The organism is Aestuariimicrobium sp. T2.26MG-19.2B, from assembly GCF_950101875.1.
Taxonomy (GTDB): Bacteria; Actinomycetota; Actinomycetes; order Propionibacteriales; family Propionibacteriaceae; genus Aestuariimicrobium; species Aestuariimicrobium kwangyangense.
This window is the reverse complement of sequence record NZ_CATNLW010000001.1, coordinates 1,938,635-1,954,152: the sequence shown is the minus strand read 5'-3', so window position 1 is coordinate 1,954,152 and position 15,518 is coordinate 1,938,635. Positions and strand designations below refer to the sequence as shown.

At 68.9% G+C, this 15,518-nt stretch carries 13 protein-coding genes; 2 read left to right on the top strand and 11 right to left on the bottom strand.

Features of this window, described 5'->3' with window-relative positions; genetic code table 11:
* Positions 1-36: 36 nt before the first annotated feature.
* The 5 genes from tsaD to QQZ11_RS08625 form a co-directional block, all read right to left on the bottom strand.
* Positions 37-1,092 carry a tRNA (adenosine(37)-N6)-threonylcarbamoyltransferase complex transferase subunit TsaD gene (tsaD, locus tag QQZ11_RS08645; RefSeq protein ID WP_284549871.1) on the bottom strand — a complete coding sequence of 352 codons (1,056 nt, stop codon included), beginning with the start codon at positions 1,090-1,092 and terminating at the stop codon, positions 37-39.
* Positions 1,089-1,535, bottom strand: a complete 447-nt coding sequence (locus tag QQZ11_RS08640) for a GNAT family N-acetyltransferase (RefSeq protein ID WP_022910736.1) — start codon at positions 1,533-1,535, stop codon at positions 1,089-1,091. Before QQZ11_RS08640 ends, tsaD begins: the two co-directional genes overlap by 4 nt.
* Positions 1,532-2,290 (bottom strand): tRNA (adenosine(37)-N6)-threonylcarbamoyltransferase complex dimerization subunit type 1 TsaB, encoded by a 759-nt coding sequence (gene tsaB / locus QQZ11_RS08635; RefSeq protein WP_284549870.1) that lies wholly within the window; start codon positions 2,288-2,290, stop codon positions 1,532-1,534. The genes QQZ11_RS08640 and tsaB overlap by 4 nt, the downstream gene beginning before the upstream one ends.
* Positions 2,287-3,375 (bottom strand): tRNA (adenosine(37)-N6)-threonylcarbamoyltransferase complex ATPase subunit type 1 TsaE, encoded by a 1,089-nt coding sequence (gene tsaE, locus QQZ11_RS08630; protein ID WP_284549869.1) that lies wholly within the window; start codon positions 3,373-3,375, stop codon positions 2,287-2,289. The genes tsaB and tsaE overlap by 4 nt, the downstream gene beginning before the upstream one ends.
* Positions 3,376-3,476: 101 nt before the next feature.
* Positions 3,477-5,783, bottom strand: a complete 2,307-nt coding sequence (locus QQZ11_RS08625; RefSeq protein WP_284549868.1) for a DEAD/DEAH box helicase — start codon at positions 5,781-5,783, stop codon at positions 3,477-3,479.
* A gap of 459 nt (positions 5,784-6,242) precedes the next feature.
* On the opposite strand from QQZ11_RS08625, the gene QQZ11_RS08620 reads away from it, so the two are divergent.
* Positions 6,243-7,391 (top strand): glycosyltransferase family 4 protein, encoded by a 1,149-nt coding sequence (locus QQZ11_RS08620; protein WP_284549866.1) that lies wholly within the window; start codon positions 6,243-6,245, stop codon positions 7,389-7,391.
* Between the two features lie 6 nt (positions 7,392-7,397).
* On the opposite strand, the gene QQZ11_RS08615 is transcribed toward QQZ11_RS08620, so the two are convergent.
* The 4 genes from QQZ11_RS08615 to glmS all read right to left on the bottom strand — a co-directional run bounded on the left by QQZ11_RS08615 (position 7,398) and on the right by glmS (position 11,630).
* On the bottom strand, positions 7,398-8,777 hold the full coding sequence (locus tag QQZ11_RS08615; protein ID WP_284549864.1) for a bifunctional ADP-dependent NAD(P)H-hydrate dehydratase/NAD(P)H-hydrate epimerase: 1,380 nt from the start codon (positions 8,775-8,777) through the stop codon (positions 7,398-7,400).
* Positions 8,777-9,130, bottom strand: a complete 354-nt coding sequence (locus QQZ11_RS08610; RefSeq protein ID WP_026378102.1) for a holo-ACP synthase — start codon at positions 9,128-9,130, stop codon at positions 8,777-8,779. Before QQZ11_RS08610 ends, QQZ11_RS08615 begins: the two co-directional genes overlap by 1 nt.
* Before the next feature lie 80 nt (positions 9,131-9,210).
* Entirely contained in the window at positions 9,211-9,591 is a 381-nt protein-coding gene (locus QQZ11_RS08605; RefSeq protein ID WP_022910729.1) for a VOC family protein, read from the bottom strand.
* Between the two features lie 194 nt (positions 9,592-9,785).
* Positions 9,786-11,630, bottom strand: a complete 1,845-nt coding sequence (gene glmS / locus QQZ11_RS08600; RefSeq protein WP_022910728.1) for a glutamine--fructose-6-phosphate transaminase (isomerizing) — start codon at positions 11,628-11,630, stop codon at positions 9,786-9,788.
* 65 nt (positions 11,631-11,695) lie between these two features.
* On the opposite strand from glmS, the gene coaA reads away from it, so the two are divergent.
* Entirely contained in the window at positions 11,696-12,643 is a 948-nt protein-coding gene (gene coaA, locus QQZ11_RS08595; protein WP_284549863.1) for a type I pantothenate kinase, read from the top strand.
* Positions 12,644-12,696: 53 nt separating this feature from the next.
* On the opposite strand, the gene QQZ11_RS08590 is transcribed toward coaA, so the two are convergent.
* Complete coding sequence (locus QQZ11_RS08590; protein ID WP_284549862.1) at positions 12,697-13,941, bottom strand: multidrug effflux MFS transporter; 1,245 nt, start codon at positions 13,939-13,941, stop codon at positions 12,697-12,699.
* 187 nt (positions 13,942-14,128) lie between these two features.
* Entirely contained in the window at positions 14,129-15,478 is a 1,350-nt protein-coding gene (gene glmM, locus QQZ11_RS08585) for a phosphoglucosamine mutase (RefSeq protein ID WP_284549861.1), read from the bottom strand.
* Positions 15,479-15,518 lie beyond the last annotated feature (40 nt).

Genomic DNA, 15,518 nt, shown 5'->3' with positions numbered 1-15,518 from the left:
GCCCGTGGCCGCCAGCGGGTGCCAGCCCGTGGCCTGTCAGACCAGGATGGTCGAGACCGGCAGCCCCGAATTGGCCGAGATGTCGAACGAACTGGGACGAAGACCCGCCTTGATCACCTGGGTGCCCAGCGCCGCCATCATCGCGCCGTTGTCCGTGCACAGTCCCGGTCGGGGCCTGCGCAGTTCCAGACCGGCGGCGACGGCTCGCTCCTCCAGCAGGGCCCGCAGCCGCGAATTGGCTGCCACTCCCCCGCCGATCAGGATGTGCTGGGCGCCGTGGTGCAGCGCAGCGTCGACGGTCTTGGCCGAGAGCACGTCGCAGACCGCCTCCTGGAAGCTGGCGGCGACGTCGGCGACGGGTACGGGACGACCCGCCCGCTCCTCGGTCTCGACCCAGCGGGAGACGGACGTCTTGAGCCCCGAGAAACTGAAGTCGAACCGGTGCTTGTCGAGGTCATGACGAGCCGTCAGACCCCGCGGGAAGCGGATCGCCTTCGGGTTGCCCTCGGCTGCAGCCTTGTCGATCACGGGACCGCCCGGGTAGGGCAGCCCCAACAACCGGGCCACCTTGTCATAGGCCTCACCAGCGGCGTCGTCGATGGTCGAGCCGATCTCGACGATGTCGGTGGCCATGTCGTTGACCAGCAGCAGTGAGGTGTGACCGCCCGACACGAGCAGGGCGACGCAGGGGGTGGGCAGGTCGCCGTGGTCGAGCAGGTCGACGGCGACGTGGCCCGCCAGGTGGTTGACCCCGTAGAGGGGTTTGTTCAGGTAGGCCGCCAGCGTCTTGGCGCTGGCCAGCCCCACCACCAGCGCACCCATCAGTCCGGGACCTGCCGTGACGGCGATGCCGTCGAGCTGGGCCAGGTCGACGTCGGCGGCGGCCAGCGCCCGCCGTAGCGTCGGCACCATCGCCTCGAGGTGGGCACGGCTGGCCACCTCGGGCACCACCCCACCGAACCGCACGTGGAGGTCGACCGAACTGGCGACCTCATTGGCGAGCAACCTGTTGCCCCGGACGATGCCGACGCCGGTCTCGTCACACGACGACTCGATGCCCAGCACCAGGGGTTCTGCCGATGACGCGTTCACGCGGTCACCTCCTGCTCCATCACCAGGGCGTCGAGACCCTGGCCGTAGTAGTTCTTGCGGGTGTCGATGACGCGGAAACCGAACTGCTCGTACAGGGCGATGGCGGTGTCGTTGTCGTCCCTCACCTCGAGCAGCATGCGTGAGCAGCCGTGGGTCGAGGCGTACAGGAATCCGGAACGCATCAGGTCGCGGGCCACTCCCATCCGACGCCAACGGGCCTCCACCATCACCCGGTTGAGGTCGATCACCTCGTCCCCCAGCTGGAAGGTGGCGACACCGACCAGGTGACCCGTGTGGTCGGCCGCGACCAGCACGAACCGGTCGTCCGAGCTGAGTTCGTCGGCCCACAACTGACGGCTCCATCGTTCCCTCGGGGGGAACGATCTCTCGTCCAGTGCGGTGATGGCATCGACGTCGTCGAGGGTGGCGCTGCGCTGCATCATGCCTGGCCACCCCCCGTCGACGGGGCATCGGACGAGGCATCGGTGGCGGAATCCTGGCGGTGGCGCTTGGTCAGCGACAGGCGCACCCCTGGCTGCAGCGCGGACTTCCGCGAGGTCGAGACCTCGGCGTCCGGTTTGCGCAGGTACAGGGGTTCCAGCCCGGCATCGGTGAAGGTTGCCGCCAGTTGGGCCAGCACTGCCACGTCGAGCGGGGTGGCATCGATCACGCGTGGGTCGTCCGCGAGCAGGGTGGCAGCGGGTCCCACCACCGGCAGGTCGGGCAGCTCGTCGGCGGGGCCGACGAAGGGGCCGTCCACCCGAGCGCCATCGGCGTCGTAGCGAGCCCAGTACAGCTCCTTGCGGCGTGCGTCGATGACAGCCACGAAGCCCTCGTCGACTGCGGGCGACGAGGCGGTGCGGCCGAGCACGTGCTGTCGGGCTGCGATGTCGAGGGAGCAGACCCCACGCGCTGTCGTCCCGGCGAGTTCTGCCACGGTGAGGGCGGTGACGACACCGACACGCAGTCCTGTGAACGGCCCCGGTCCGACGCCCACGGCGACCTCAGTGATGTCGGACATCGCCAGTTCTGCCTGCTGACACAGCTGGGAGATCAGCGGGGTGAGGGCCTCGACGTGCGCTCGCGTGTCGTCGACCCTGCCGGTGGCGAGCAGTTCGCCACCCCGGGCCAGGGCCGCGCAGACGACGGTGGAGGTGTCGATGGCCAACACGACTCCGTCGGGACGAGGGGTGGTCATCGGCTCTCCTCAGGGGTGGCAGGGGCGTCGTCCATCGGTTCCGTGGCCGACCGGGGGGTGGGACGGAGCAGCTCGGCCGGCGGGTCGAGGGTGACCCCAGTCCAGCGCTGGCCGACACCCATCAGCAGCACGTCGCGACCCTCGGCGTTGTCAGGGTGCTCGGAGCCGGCCGCGGCCTCGGGGCCGGCCCCTGCCTCGGGCAGGCCGGGAGTCGGGTCGGATCCCAGGGGGCGCCGGATCTCGATCTCGAGCCGGTCGGGGCTCAGCGTCTCGGCGACGCCTCGCCCCCACTCCACCACGGTGACGTGGTCGGCCAGGGAGTCCTCGAGGTCGAGGTCCTCCACCTCGGCGGCGGAGGCCAGCCGGTAGGCGTCAACATGGACGAGCCCCGGGGTGCCCGGTCGGGTGGGCGGGTGGATGCGGGACAACACGAAGGTGGGCGAGATGATCGGTCCGGAGACCCCCATCGCGGCCCCGAGACCTTGGGTGAGGGTGGTCTTGCCGGCCCCGAGTTCACCGTCGAGCACCAGGACGTCACCGGCCCCGAGCACGGTGGCCAACCAGCCGCCCAGACGCTGCATCGCCTCGGCGTCGGGCACGTGCACGCAGGTGGGCAGGGCTGCCCGCAGCATCCATCCGAGCTCGACCTCGCAGTGTTGGACGAAGCCGTGCAGCAGCCACCAGTCGCGGGTCTGGGGGAACTCGCGCCGGCTGAGCAGTTCCAGGTGGGTGGCACCCAGGTCGAGGGCCAGGTCGGCCGCCCCGTGCACGAGCGCCGAGGCAAGACCGTTCCCCCGCACTCCGGGCAACACGCTGACGCGGTGCACGCCCATCACCCGGGCGCCGTGGACGGCCGGATCGTCGTCCGGCCCGCTCAGCAGCAGGCACCCGCTCAGCACCCCGTCGACCTCGGCGATCACGCCGTACCCGCGGGCCAACTGGGTCGCCACGGAGTCAACCGTGTCCGACAATGCCGCCGCCGGCGGGTCGACCGGGGGACGGGCTGAGAAGGCCTGTTGGATCACGGCGAGCATGGCCGGGGCGTCGTCCACCTCGGCCAGCCGCAACTGCACGTCATCTGCCACAGCCCACCAGCCTAACCCCGGCATGACGAGGCCCGCGCCTCGTCCCGCCCCTCGAGGGCGGCACCAGGCGCGGGCCACAGTCGTGTTTGATCAGCGATCACTCACTCGCCGCGGTTCCAGCCACCGAAGTCGGCGATGCGATCACGGCCACCGGAGTGGTGTGCCCCACCGCGCGGGCCACCGTCGCGGCCGGCCTTGCGGAATCCGCCCCGGTCGCCCGACCTGCGGTCGCCGAAGGAGCGGTCACCGAACTTCTTGCCACCGAACTTCTTGTCACCGAAGGACCGTCCACCGCCACGGCCGGCGCGGGGTGCACGCTTGGGCGGGGCGATCAGGGCGTTGTACTCGTCCTCGCTGATCGCGTCGTGGTCGATGGCGCGGGCGCCGGTCAGTTCACCGAGCAACTCCTCGCCGGGCTCGACGCGGGTCAGGTCACCGGAAACTCCGGCGCCGCTGGCCAAGCGCTGCATGGTGCGGCGCTGGTGCGGGAGCACGATGGTGGCGACGACACCCTTCTCACCGGCGCGGGCGGTGCGTCCGGCGCGGTGCAGGTAGTCCTTGGAGTTCTGGGGCGGATCGACCTGCAGCACCAGCGAGACGTCGTCCACGTGGATGCCTCGGGCGGCCACGTCGGTCGCCACCAGCACGGGCACGACACCCTCCTTGAAGGCGGCGAGCACGCGGGCGCGGGCGCCCTGGGTCAGGCCACCGTGCAGGGCACCGGCCATCACGCCGGCCTCGCGCAGCTGGTCGGCGATACGCGAGACACCCATCTGGGTGCGGGCGAAGATGACGGTGCGTCCCTCGCGGTTGGCGATCAGGGCCGTGGTCTCGTTCTTGTGGTGCGGGTGCACCAGCAGCAGCAGGTGCTCCATGGTCGTGACGCTGGCCTGGCCCGAGTCGACCTCATGGGTCGAGGGGTCGTGCAGGTAGCGCTTGACCAGCGAGCCGACGGCGTCGTCCAGGGTGGCCGAGAACAGCAGCCGCTGGGCGTTGTCGGGAGTGGCGTCGAGGATGGCCTTGACGTCAGGCATGAAGCCCATGTCAGCCATGTGGTCAGCCTCGTCGAGCACGGTGACCAGCACCTTCGACAGGTTGGCCACGCCCTGCTCCATCAGGTCGATCAGACGGCCGGGAGTGGCCACGACCACGTCGACACCGCTCGAGAGCGCCTTGATCTGCGGGCCGTAGCTCATGCCACCGGCCACCAGGGCCAGCGAGAGGCCGAGCGACTTGGCCAGGGGCGACAGCGCGTCGGCGACCTGCAGGGCCAGTTCACGGGTGGGCACCAGCACCAGGCCGGCGGGGGCGTCCTTGAAACCGTTGTTCTGGCTGATGCGGGTGAGCATCGGCAGACCGAACGACAGGGTCTTGCCCGAGCCGGTGCGACCGCGTCCGAGCACGTCGCGACCGGTGAGGGCGACGGGGATGGTGGCGGTCTGGATCGGGAAGGGCTCGGTGATGCCCTGGGAGGTGAGGGTGGCGACCAACTGGTCGGGCAGTCCCAACTGGTGGAAGCTGTCGGTCTCGGTGACGCTGCTCGCGTCGACCTCGACGTCGGCGGCCTCGGACCAGCTCATGATGTCGGCGTCGAAGGCCGCCTCCTCGTCGGGACGGAAGCTGCGCTGCGGGCGATCCTCACGGGGGGCACGGAAGTCGCGATCCTCACGGGTGCCACGATCCTCACGGGGGCCACGGGCCGGACGATCGTCACGGTTCCACGAGCGGCGCTCGCCGTCCGCGTCACGACCCCAGCTGCTCGAACGACGCTCGTCGCGCTCCTTGCGGAAGCGGTCCTTGGCCGGATCGGTCTGGAACTGGCGGGGTCCGCGGGCACCGGCATGGGGACGGGTGGCGTCGCGGTCGTTGAAGTCACGGCGGGGACGGTCGTCACGGTCGTTGAAGTCGCGACGGGGACGATCGTCACGGTCGTTGAAGTCCCGACGGGGACGATCATCGAACTCGCGACGGGGGCCACGGTCACCGAACCGGTCATCACGGGGACGGTCGTCCCGGCCACGATCGTCACGGAAGGGGCGATCGTGCTTGCGGTCGGGGCGGGTGTAGGGCTTGAACGGGCCACCACCCTGGGAGCGCTCGAAGCGGTCGGCGGGGCGACGCTCGTCGCGGGTGTCACGCTCGGGACGGTCGCCGCGGGGCTCGAAGCCCCCCTCACGCGACTCGGAACGGTCACGCGACTCGGAGCGATCGCGGGCCTCGAAGCGGTCGCTGCGACCCTCGAAACGGGGCTGTCCACCGCGACGGCGGGGGTCGTGGCCGGCAGCGGCGCGCTGGTCGGTGCTCCAACGCTTCTTGGGCGACCCGTCGGCCTTGAAGGCCTTCGGAGCGCGCGCCTTCACGGGCTTGTTCTTGGGACGATTGTCGAATTTCGACACAGGGGTGCTCACTTCCGAACCAAACGGTTCTGATCTCCCGGCGCGGCGCCGGGCGCACCCGCGCAACCCTTCCGACGTGTCGGACGAGGGTGATGATCGGGGTGCGAATGGTGGGTGCGAACGAGTCGCCCACTGGCGTCAGCTCCAGGATCTCTCCTGCCGCCGCCCACGCAACCATTCGCCTTGACTGGCGCACGTCCGGTTTCGACTGGATGTCCAGCCGGAGGACCGCGCCCTGAGGTGGCCTCGAACTGAGGCTCTGACAACTCTACCGGAGCTCGTCCCCATCTCCAATTCGGGAGGGTTCGGGAGGCCCGGTCACGGTGGGAGGTCACCCACCTGTCAGCGAACGTCACCACCTGTCATCGGACGTCCTCACTGTCATCGAGGGCTCCCAAGTGTCACCGAACGTTCATGGTGCGGAGCGATTCGCGACGGTGGTCCCCATGTCCGCGGCCATAGACTCATGACGTGCGCGTGGCCATTGTTGCGGAGAGCTTCCTGCCCCAGATCAACGGGGTGACCAACTCGGTGCTGCGCATGCTGGAGCACCTTCGAGCCACCGGCCACGAGGCATTCGTGCTGGCGCCAGCCGATGGCACCAAGACCCCCCGGCACTACCTCGGCTTCCCGGTGATCGCGGTGCCCTCGGTCGGGTTGCCCGGGTATGCCGACGTGCGCGTCTGCGGGGTCACCACCTTCCAGATGACGAAGTTGCTGGCCGACGAGGCCCCGGACGTCGTGCACCTGGCCGCACCCTTCGCGCTGGGATACAAGGTGGCCCTCGCCGCCGCCCACCTGGGGATCCCCACCGTCGGGATCTACCAGACCGAGATCCCCAGCTATGCGGCCCGCTACGGCTTCCCCACCATCGAACCCATCCTGTGGGCCCGGGTCCGGCATGCCCATTCCTTGGCCACCCTGAACTTCGCCCCTTCGACCTTCGCGAAGGAGCAACTGGAGAGCCAGGGCATCCCGCGGGTCGGCATCTGGTCTCGTGGGGTCGACTCGGTGCGGTTCGACCCGGCCAAGCGCTCCGAGGCCCTGCGTGCCGAGTGGGCCCCGGCCGGTGAGCGCATCATCGGCTACATGGGACGACTGGCCAGTGAGAAGCGGGTGGAAGACCTGCGCGTGCTCGCCGACCTGCCCCACTCCAAGCTCGTCATCATCGGCGGGGGACCCCAGCGGGAGCAGCTCGAGGGGATGCTGCCGGGGGCCGTCTTCACCGGGCCGATGAGCGGCGAGGAGTTGCCCGTCGCGCTGGCCAGTTTCGACCTGTTCGTGCACACCGGCGAGCTCGAGACCTTCGGTCAGGCCATCCAGGAGGCACTCGCGTCGGGGCTCCCGGTGGTGGCTCCGCGCCGGGGCGGTCCGATCGACCTGATCAGCCCTTCCCGCACCGGCTGGCTGTACGAGCCGGGCGATCTCGAGGCCATGCGCCAGTACGTGGTCGACCTGATCGGGGACGACGCCAAGCGTGCCGCCTTCGCACTGGCCGCCCGCGCGTCGGTGGAACACCGCACCTGGGACTTCATCTGCTCGCAACTCGTCGAGCACTACCGCGAGGCGATCGCGGCCGGGTCCCGGGTCGCGAAGGAGGCGCCCCACCTGCTCCCCTGACGTCGGTCAGCGGTGGGTGAGCCGGGCGATGGTCTCGGGGAACCACTGCGCCAACCGGTCCGGCGGCCACGGGCCGGGGTGGTCCTCCGCGGTGAGGGCTTGTAGGGAGGCAGCCAGGGCTCCCGCCCACAGGGGCGTGAGTCCTGCAGCCAGGAGCGTGCCGCAGACACCCGCCAGCACGTCCCCCGAACCTGCTTGCGCGGTCCAGGCTGGGCCGGCTACGGCCACCAAGGCCTGCCCGTCCGGTGTCACACAGACCTGCGTGGCTCCCTTGAGCAGCACTGTGGCGCCTGTCTGCCGGGCCGCCTCGTGGGCATGGGCCAACGGGTCGGACTCGACGGTCTGGCGGGCCACGCCGAGCAGTCCGGCCAGTTCACCGGCATGGGGGGTGAGCAGGGACCCCGGGGGTAGCCCCTCACCGAGTTCACCCAGCACCTCGGATGAGATGGCCCCCGCATCGACCACCATCGGCACCCGATCGGCTGCCCGCCGCCCCAGCCGGGCGACTGCCTCGGCCAGGTCGTGTCCGTCGGAGACCGGCCAGCCCGAGCCGACCACCCACGCCTGCACCCGCCCCTCCCCCACGGTGACGCTGGGATGGCGCCGGACCACCTCGTCGGTGACGCGCTGGGGTCCGTTGTGGCGGATCATGCCGGCACCGGAGAACAGCGCGCCGTCGCAACCCAGCAGTCCCGCCCCCGGGTACTGGTCGGACCCGGTGTCCAGGCCGACCACCCCTCGCGAGTACTTGTCGCTGCGCACGCCCGGCACGGGCCAGTGCTCGGCCAGGTCGGAGTGCTCGACTGCATGGGCAACCCGTTCGGGCACCCGCACCCCGATGTCGGCGACCACCACTCGTCCGCACCTCGAGGCCGCGGGCTGCAACACGTGACAGGGCTTCTCGGCGACGAAGGTGACGGTCGTGGTGGCCCGGAAGCTGGGATGCTCCGCCCCCGAATCGGCCACCAGACCCGAGGGCAGGTCGACCGACAGCACGGCGACGTGGCGGCGGGCGCAGTGCACCGCGAGGGCACGCACATGATCGGGAAGCCCACCGCGGCCGCCGATGCCGGTGAACCCGTCGATCACCAGCACCAAATGGGACCAGTGCTCGGAGTTCGGCGCGAAGGTTTCGGCCTCGTCGTCCCAGTGACGCACCTCGACCCCCTCGGCCGCCAGTGCCCGACCGGTCCGGCGAGCGTCCTCACCGTTGTTGCCCGGTCCGGCGACCACGAGGACGAAACCGTGGGGCAGGCCGATCAGCATCGAACGGGCGACCTCGGTCAGTGCCGTCACCGCGGGTCGGAACAGGTCGCCACCGGGATGGGCGGCGAACCAGCCGTGCTCGGCGGAGCGAATGGATTCGGCAGAGCAGATCGGACGCATCAGAGGGCCTCGCAGACGACGTAGGCGCAGGCCAGGCCCGCGTCATGGCTGATCGACAGGTGCACCCGGGTGATCCCCAACTCGGCCGCCCTCGCCGCGACAGTGCCGCGGAGCTCGAACTGCGGTTGTCCACCGTCGTGGCGCACCACTTCGGAGTCGTGCCAGCTCATGCCCGACGGTGCGCCCAGTGCCTTCGCCAGGGCCTCCTTGGCCGCGAATCTGGCAGCTTGGGAGGCGATCGGAACGCGCCGCTCCCCCGGGTTCAGCAGGCGGTCGACGACGCCGGGGTGGCGTTCCACCATGCCCTCGAACCGGGCGACGCTGCACACGTCCATGCCGATGCCAACGATCATGCTGCCAACGTAGTGGCTGAGGCGCACGACCGAGGCCGGGCGTCGATGCCACCGCGCGGTCGCGACCGGGTGCGCTGTCCTCACTCCTGGGCGTCACCCCCGCCGCCCGTCATGCCCTCGAACAGGCCCAGCTGGTTGCCGTCCGGGTCGGTGAATGCGGCGTACCACGAGGTCTCGTCGATGGCGGTCTTCGGCATCACGACCGATCCGCCCATCTCGGTGGCCTTCGCCAAGGTGTCGTCGATCGAATCCACCTCGACGTAGCCGCGGGGTTGGGTGAGGCTGCCGTCGCGCAGCATCAGGCCGCCGCCCGAGACCTTGTTGGGGTTCTGCCACATGGGGTACCCCTCGAAGCCGGGGTACTCGGCGATGTTCCAGCCGAACAGGGTGCCGTAGAACTTCTTGCCCGCCTCGAGGTCCGAGACGGGGATGTCGGTGTGTGTGATGTCACCGTGGGCCATGGTCGTCCTTCTTCCGTGATGGACGTCGCGACCCTGCACGGAGCCGCTCCGATCCGATGGGCGGACGCGGATGGCGTCCACCCATCACGGTAGGCATCGGGTCCGACAAAAACGCGGCAAACCGGCAAACCACGGGGGGACGAGACCGTCGGCAGTCGGCGGGTGGGCGGACGGATCCGAGACCCACCCACACCTCACTCCACGGTGACCGACTTGGCCAGATTGCGGGGCTGGTCGACGTCGTGGCCCTTCTGGGTGGCCAACTCGCAGGCGAACACCTGCAGGGGAATCGTGGCCACCAGCGGCTGCAGCAGGGTCGACACCTTCGGCAGCTCCACCAGCGTGTCGGCGTAGGGGGCGACGACCTCGTCCCCCTCCTCGACCAGCACGATGGTGCGGGCACCGCGGGCTCGGATCTCCTGGATGTTGGAGACCACCTTGTCGTGCAGTTGGTCCCGTCCGCGGGGCGGCACCACGACGAACACGGGCAGACCCTCGTCGATCAACGCGATCGGTCCGTGCTTGAGCTCCCCGGCGGCGAACCCCTCCGCGTGGATGTAGGCCAGCTCCTTCAGCTTCAGCGCCCCCTCGAGCGCCACCGGGTAGCCGACGTGACGTCCCAGGAACAGCACCGAGGGCACGTCCTTGAACTGGGCGGCCAGGTCGAGCACCTGCTGGGAGTTGTCGAGCACCTGCTGCATCTTCTGCGGCATCGAGTCGAGCTCATTCATCACGGCCCTGATCTCGTCGCCGTACTTCATGCCGCGCACCTGCGCCAGGTAGAGGCCCAGCAGGTAACAGGCGACCACCTGGGTGGTGAACCCCTTGGTCGAGGCCACCCCGATCTCCGGGCCCGCGTGGGTGTAGATGACAGCGTCCGATTCGCGCGGGATGGTGGCGCCATTGGTGTTGCAGATCGCGATCACCTTGGCGTGCTGCTCGCGGGCGTGACGGATCGCCATCAGTGTGTCGGCCGTCTCGCCTGACTGGGAGATGGTGACCACCAGTGTCATCGGGTCGATGATCGGGTCGCGGTAACGGAACTCCGAGGCGATCTCGACCTCGCACGGAATGCGGGTCCAGTGCTCGATGGCGTACTTGGCGACCAGACCGGCGTAGAAGGCCGTGCCACACGCAACGATGACGATCTTGTTGATCCGGCGCAGTTCCTCGGGGCTGATCCGGATCTCGTCCAGGGTCAACTCGCCGCGGCTGTTCCAACGTCCGAGCAGGGTGTCGGCGACCGCCTGCGGCTGCTCGAAGATCTCCTTGCGCATGAACCAGTCGAAGCCCTGCTTCTCGGCCGCCGAGAGATCCCAGTCGACGTGGTACGGCTTGCCCTCGGACTGGTTGCCGGCGAAGTCGGTCACCACCACCTCGTCCGGGGTGATTTCGACGACCTGGTCCTGGCCCAGCTCGATGGCGTCACGGGTGTGCTCGATGAAGGCAGCGACGTCCGAGGCGAGGAAGTTCTCCCCGTCCCCTCGTCCGACCACCAACGGTGAGTTGCGACGGGCAGCGACCACCCGGTCGGGGTCGTGGGTGTCGATGGCGACCAGGGTGAAGGCGCCCTCGAGCCGGTTGACCACATTGCGCATGGCGTCGCCGAGTGACCCGGCGCTTTCGACCTCGAGACCCAGCAGCTGGGCAGCGACTTCGGTGTCGGTCTGGGAGTGGAACGCGATGCCCTGCTCCTCGAGTTCGGAGCGCAACTGCGCGAAGTTCTCGATGATGCCGTTGTGCACGAGCGCGACGCGCCCGTTGTCGCTCAGGTGGGGATGGGCGTTCTCGTCCGTCGGGCCGCCATGGGTGGCCCACCGGGTGTGACCCACGGCGTGCCTGCTACCCGGCAGCGGGCGTTCGGCCAGCTCGGCCTCGAGGTTGGCGAGCTTGCCGGACTTCTTGGCCGACGACAACTGCCCCCCGGACTCCACCGCGATGCCCGCGGAGTCGTAGCCTCGGTACTCGAGGCGACGAAGTCCTTCAATGACTACTTGCTGGGCGTCTTGGCGGCCCACATATCCGACGATTCCACACACATCAACAAACGTACAGACAGGTTGAGCGATTGACCAATCCGCCGCCCCGTGTGACTCTTGCCGCCATGCAGTCCACGCTCACCCCGAGCCCGTACCTCGAGATGACCCGCGCCGAGTGGGCTGATCTGGCCGACCACACCGACATCGACGTCGACGCCGACACCCTCGCGCGGCTGCGGGGGCTCGGGGACCCCACCAGCCAGCATGACGTACGTGAGGTCTACATTCCCCTCACCCAGTTGATGCACCTGCACATCAAGCACACGGGCCACCTGTACCGCGCCAGCAACGCCTTCCTCGACCGCTCCGTCGGACGAACCCCGTTCGTCATCGCCGTGGCCGGGTCGGTGGCCGTCGGCAAGTCGACCACAGCCAGATTGCTCAAGGAGTTGCTGGGCCAGGCGCCCGGCCACCCACGCGTCGAGTTGGTCACCACGGACGGGTTCCTTCACCCGAACGCCGTGCTCGAGGAACGAGGCATCCTCGACAAGAAGGGCTTCCCCGAGTCCTACGACCGCCGGGCCCTGCAGCAATTCGTGATGGACGTGAAATCGGGCCTGCCGGAGGTCGGGGCACCGGTCTACTCGCACCAGATCTACGACATCGTCCCCGGTCAGCAGACCGTGGTGCGACAGCCCGACATCCTGATCATCGAGGGACTGAACGTGTTGCAGCCCGCGCGTCGTCACTCCGACGGCCGCGTCGGGCTGGCATTGAGCGACTTCTTCGACTTCTCGGTCTATGTCGACGCGGAGGACGACCACATTCGGGCGTGGTTCGTGGAACGTTTCCTGGCCTTGAGACAGACAGCATTCCAAAAGCCCGATTCGTTCTTCGCGCGTTTCGCCTCGATGGGGGTCGACGAAGCAGTGCGGTTCGCCCACCAGGTCTGGGACGAGATCAACGGCCCCAATCTCGAGGCGAATGTGCGCCCGACCAGGGAACGAGCCACGGTGATCCTGCGCAAGGGTGCCGACCATTCGATGGAGTCGGTGCGGATCAGGAAGATCTGAGCTGGCCCTGCTTGACGCCGCGTGAGCCTGGCTGCCGGGTCATCCACCATGACTCAGAGCCCGGCGCCTGCTTTTGCACGAGCCACGACCAGCAGGAAGAACATCGACGCCAGCGCGCCCAGCAGGAACATGAGCGCCGGGCCGAAGGCGCTGCCCTCGCCGAACAGGGCGACGATGGGCGGCGAGATCGAGAACGACAGGCTCATCGTGAGTCCCAGCACGGCCGAGGCCGTGCCGGCGTACTGGGGAACCTCGGCGCTGGCCAGTGCTCCACCGTTGGGTCCGATCAGGCCCTGACCTGCCATCAGCAAGAAGAAGCTGGGCAGCAGGAACGTCCAGTGTGCGTTGAACCACACCGCTCCGGTCATCATGATCAGCGACCCGACCAAGGCCATCGACTGTCCGGTGAACATCACCTTGCGGGTGTTCACGCGGGTGGCCAGCCGGGCAGCCAGCAGGGTCATGATCATCATCCCCCCGGCATTGGCCGCGAAGTCCACCGAGTAGGTCATCGGAGACAGGCCGTTGCGCACCTGGATCAGGATGGGCGAGCTCGCGACATAGGCGAACAGGGCGACGCCGGTGGCAGCGTTGGTCAGCATGTATCCGACGAATCGACGGTTGGCGAGCACCACCCGGGAGTTGCGGACGAAGGCCTGAAGTCCTCCCCCGTGACGCTTCGCGGGTGGCAATGACTCGGGAATGACGAGCAGTGCGGCGAGGAACATCACGATCGTCAGCACCGCGATCAGCCAGAAGGCGTTGCGCCACACCGAGAAGCGCAGGATGAACGCCCCGATCAGCGGCGCGATCATGGGCGCGAGCGCGCCGACGCCCATCAGCACGTTCATGACCCGCACCAGCTGGCTTCCGTGCGCCAGATCGACGATGACGGCTCGTCCGATCACCATGGCCCACCCGGCGCCCAGGCCCTGGAAGAACCGGGCGACGAGCATGATGGCGATCGTCGGGGCCATGGCACAGATCACTGAGGCGACCAACGTGACCACCGTGCCGACCAGCAGGGGACGCTTGCGCCCGATCTGGTCGGAGACGGGACCACCGATCAGCTGGCCCAACCCCATGCCGAGGAAGAAGGTGGTCAGCGTCAGCTGCACCGACCCGATGCTCGCGCCGAGGTCGGCGGTGACGTGGGGGAAGGCGGGCACGTACATGTCCGTGGCCAAGGGGCCGACCGCCCCCAGCAGCACGACGGCGGCGATCAGCAGCGGGGTGACGGTCTTGGCGTGACCCGCATTGGACATGAAGGGTCTCGCGGTGATGGCTGTCGCGCCCATGGTGGTCCCCTTGTGGTGGCTGTGGTGGGTGGCAGGCTGGGGCCTGTGCACTCCAGTGAACAGGCATTCAGTTCGATGGGGCAACGCCACAGGGGGGTGCTGTTGTTCCCCCTCAGAGGTGTGATCTGAGGTCTGGCACGTGCACGGTTGTCACCGCGTCTTTCGCCGGGCGCCCCGCCGTGGGGGATCAGATGCTGACGCGGGCCTTGACGAGTTTGGCCAACCGTTGGGCGATGCCCTCGGCCCGGTCGTGCGTGTCGGCCTCGACCATGACCCGCACCAGCGGTTCGGTTCCCGACGGGCGCAGCACCACTCGTCCACTGGTACCTAGATCGTGGTTCGCCGCGGCCACGGCCGACTGGATCTCGGTGTCGATACCGGCCCGCAACTTGTCGACGTCCTCGACGTTGATCTGCACCTGCGGGAGGCGTGTCATCACGCCCGCCAGTTCGGCCATCGACTTGCCGGTGGTGGCCATACGGGCAGCCAGGTGGAGCCCGGTGAGCACCCCGTCGCCAGTGGTGGCGAACTCGCTCATGATCACGTGCCCCGACTGCTCACCGCCCAGGGTGAAGCCGTTGGCGTTCATGGATTCGAGCACGTACCGGTCGCCCACCTTGGTCTGGTCGACGCGGATGCCGTGCTCGCGCATGGCATTCACGAAGCCAAGGTTCGACATGATCGTCGCCACCACCGTGTCGGAGGCCAGCTTGTGCTCCTCCTTCAGCCCGAGGGCGAGGATCGCCAGGATCTGGTCCCCGTCCACGAGCTGGCCGGTCGCGTCCACGGCCAGGCAGCGGTCGGCGTCCCCGTCGAAGGCGAGCCCGAGGTCAGCGCCGTTCGCGACCACCGCGGCCTGCAGGTCACCCATGTGGGTTGACCCGCAGTTCTCGTTGATGTTGAGCCCGTCGGGGGCGTTGTGGATGGCGACGACGCGTGCGCCCTGGGTCTCGAAGGCGTCCTTGGCGGTCGCGGACGAAGCCCCGTTGGCCGTGTCGATGACGATGGTGAGTCCGTCGAGGCTGGTGCCGTCGATGGAGGCCACCAGGTGCGCCACGTACTCCTCGATGGCGCCCAGATCCGAGGTGACGCGTCCGACCTGGTCGCCGACCGGACGCTGCCAGTCCTCCCCCATCCGCTGCTCGATGGCGTCCTCGAGGGTGTCGTCGAGCTTCACGCCGCCGCGGCTGAAGAACTTGATGCCGTTGTCGGGCATGGGGTTGTGCGAGGCGGAGAGCATGACGCCGAGGTCGGCGTTGTGGGAGTTGACCAGGAAGGCCACCCCGGGGGTCGGCACCACGCCCACCCGGACGACGTCGATTCCCGCGGAGGCCAGACCGGCGATGACGGCCGCCTCGAGGAACTCGCCGCTGGCGCGGGGGTCTCGCCCGACCAACGCCTTGGGGCGCCGTCCGCCGAAGAATCCCACCTCCCCGAGGACGTGAGCCGCGGCGACCGAGAGGTCGAGGGCCAGTTCGGCGGTCAGGTCCTGGTTGGCCTTGCCGCGCACACCGTCAGTTCCGAAGAGTCGTGCCACGGGTGCCACCCTAGCCGGGATTGGCCCCGCAAGATTCGCG

Coding starts and splice junctions, on each gene's coding strand:
- QQZ11_RS08640 (WP_022910736.1), bottom strand. CDS start 1,535: ATGATGCAGCGCAGCGCCACCCTCGACGACGTCGATGCCATCACCGCA.
- QQZ11_RS08615 (WP_284549864.1), bottom strand. CDS start 8,777: ATGCGTCCGATCTGCTCTGCCGAATCCATTCGCTCCGCCGAGCACGGC.
- QQZ11_RS08610 (WP_026378102.1), bottom strand. CDS start 9,130: ATGATCGTTGGCATCGGCATGGACGTGTGCAGCGTCGCCCGGTTCGAG.
- QQZ11_RS08605 (WP_022910729.1), bottom strand. CDS start 9,591: ATGGCCCACGGTGACATCACACACACCGACATCCCCGTCTCGGACCTC.
- QQZ11_RS08590 (WP_284549862.1), bottom strand. CDS start 13,941: ATGGGCGCGACAGCCATCACCGCGAGACCCTTCATGTCCAATGCGGGT.
- tsaB (WP_284549870.1), bottom strand. CDS start 2,290: ATGACCACCCCTCGTCCCGACGGAGTCGTGTTGGCCATCGACACCTCC.
- coaA (WP_284549863.1), top strand. CDS start 11,696: ATGCAGTCCACGCTCACCCCGAGCCCGTACCTCGAGATGACCCGCGCC.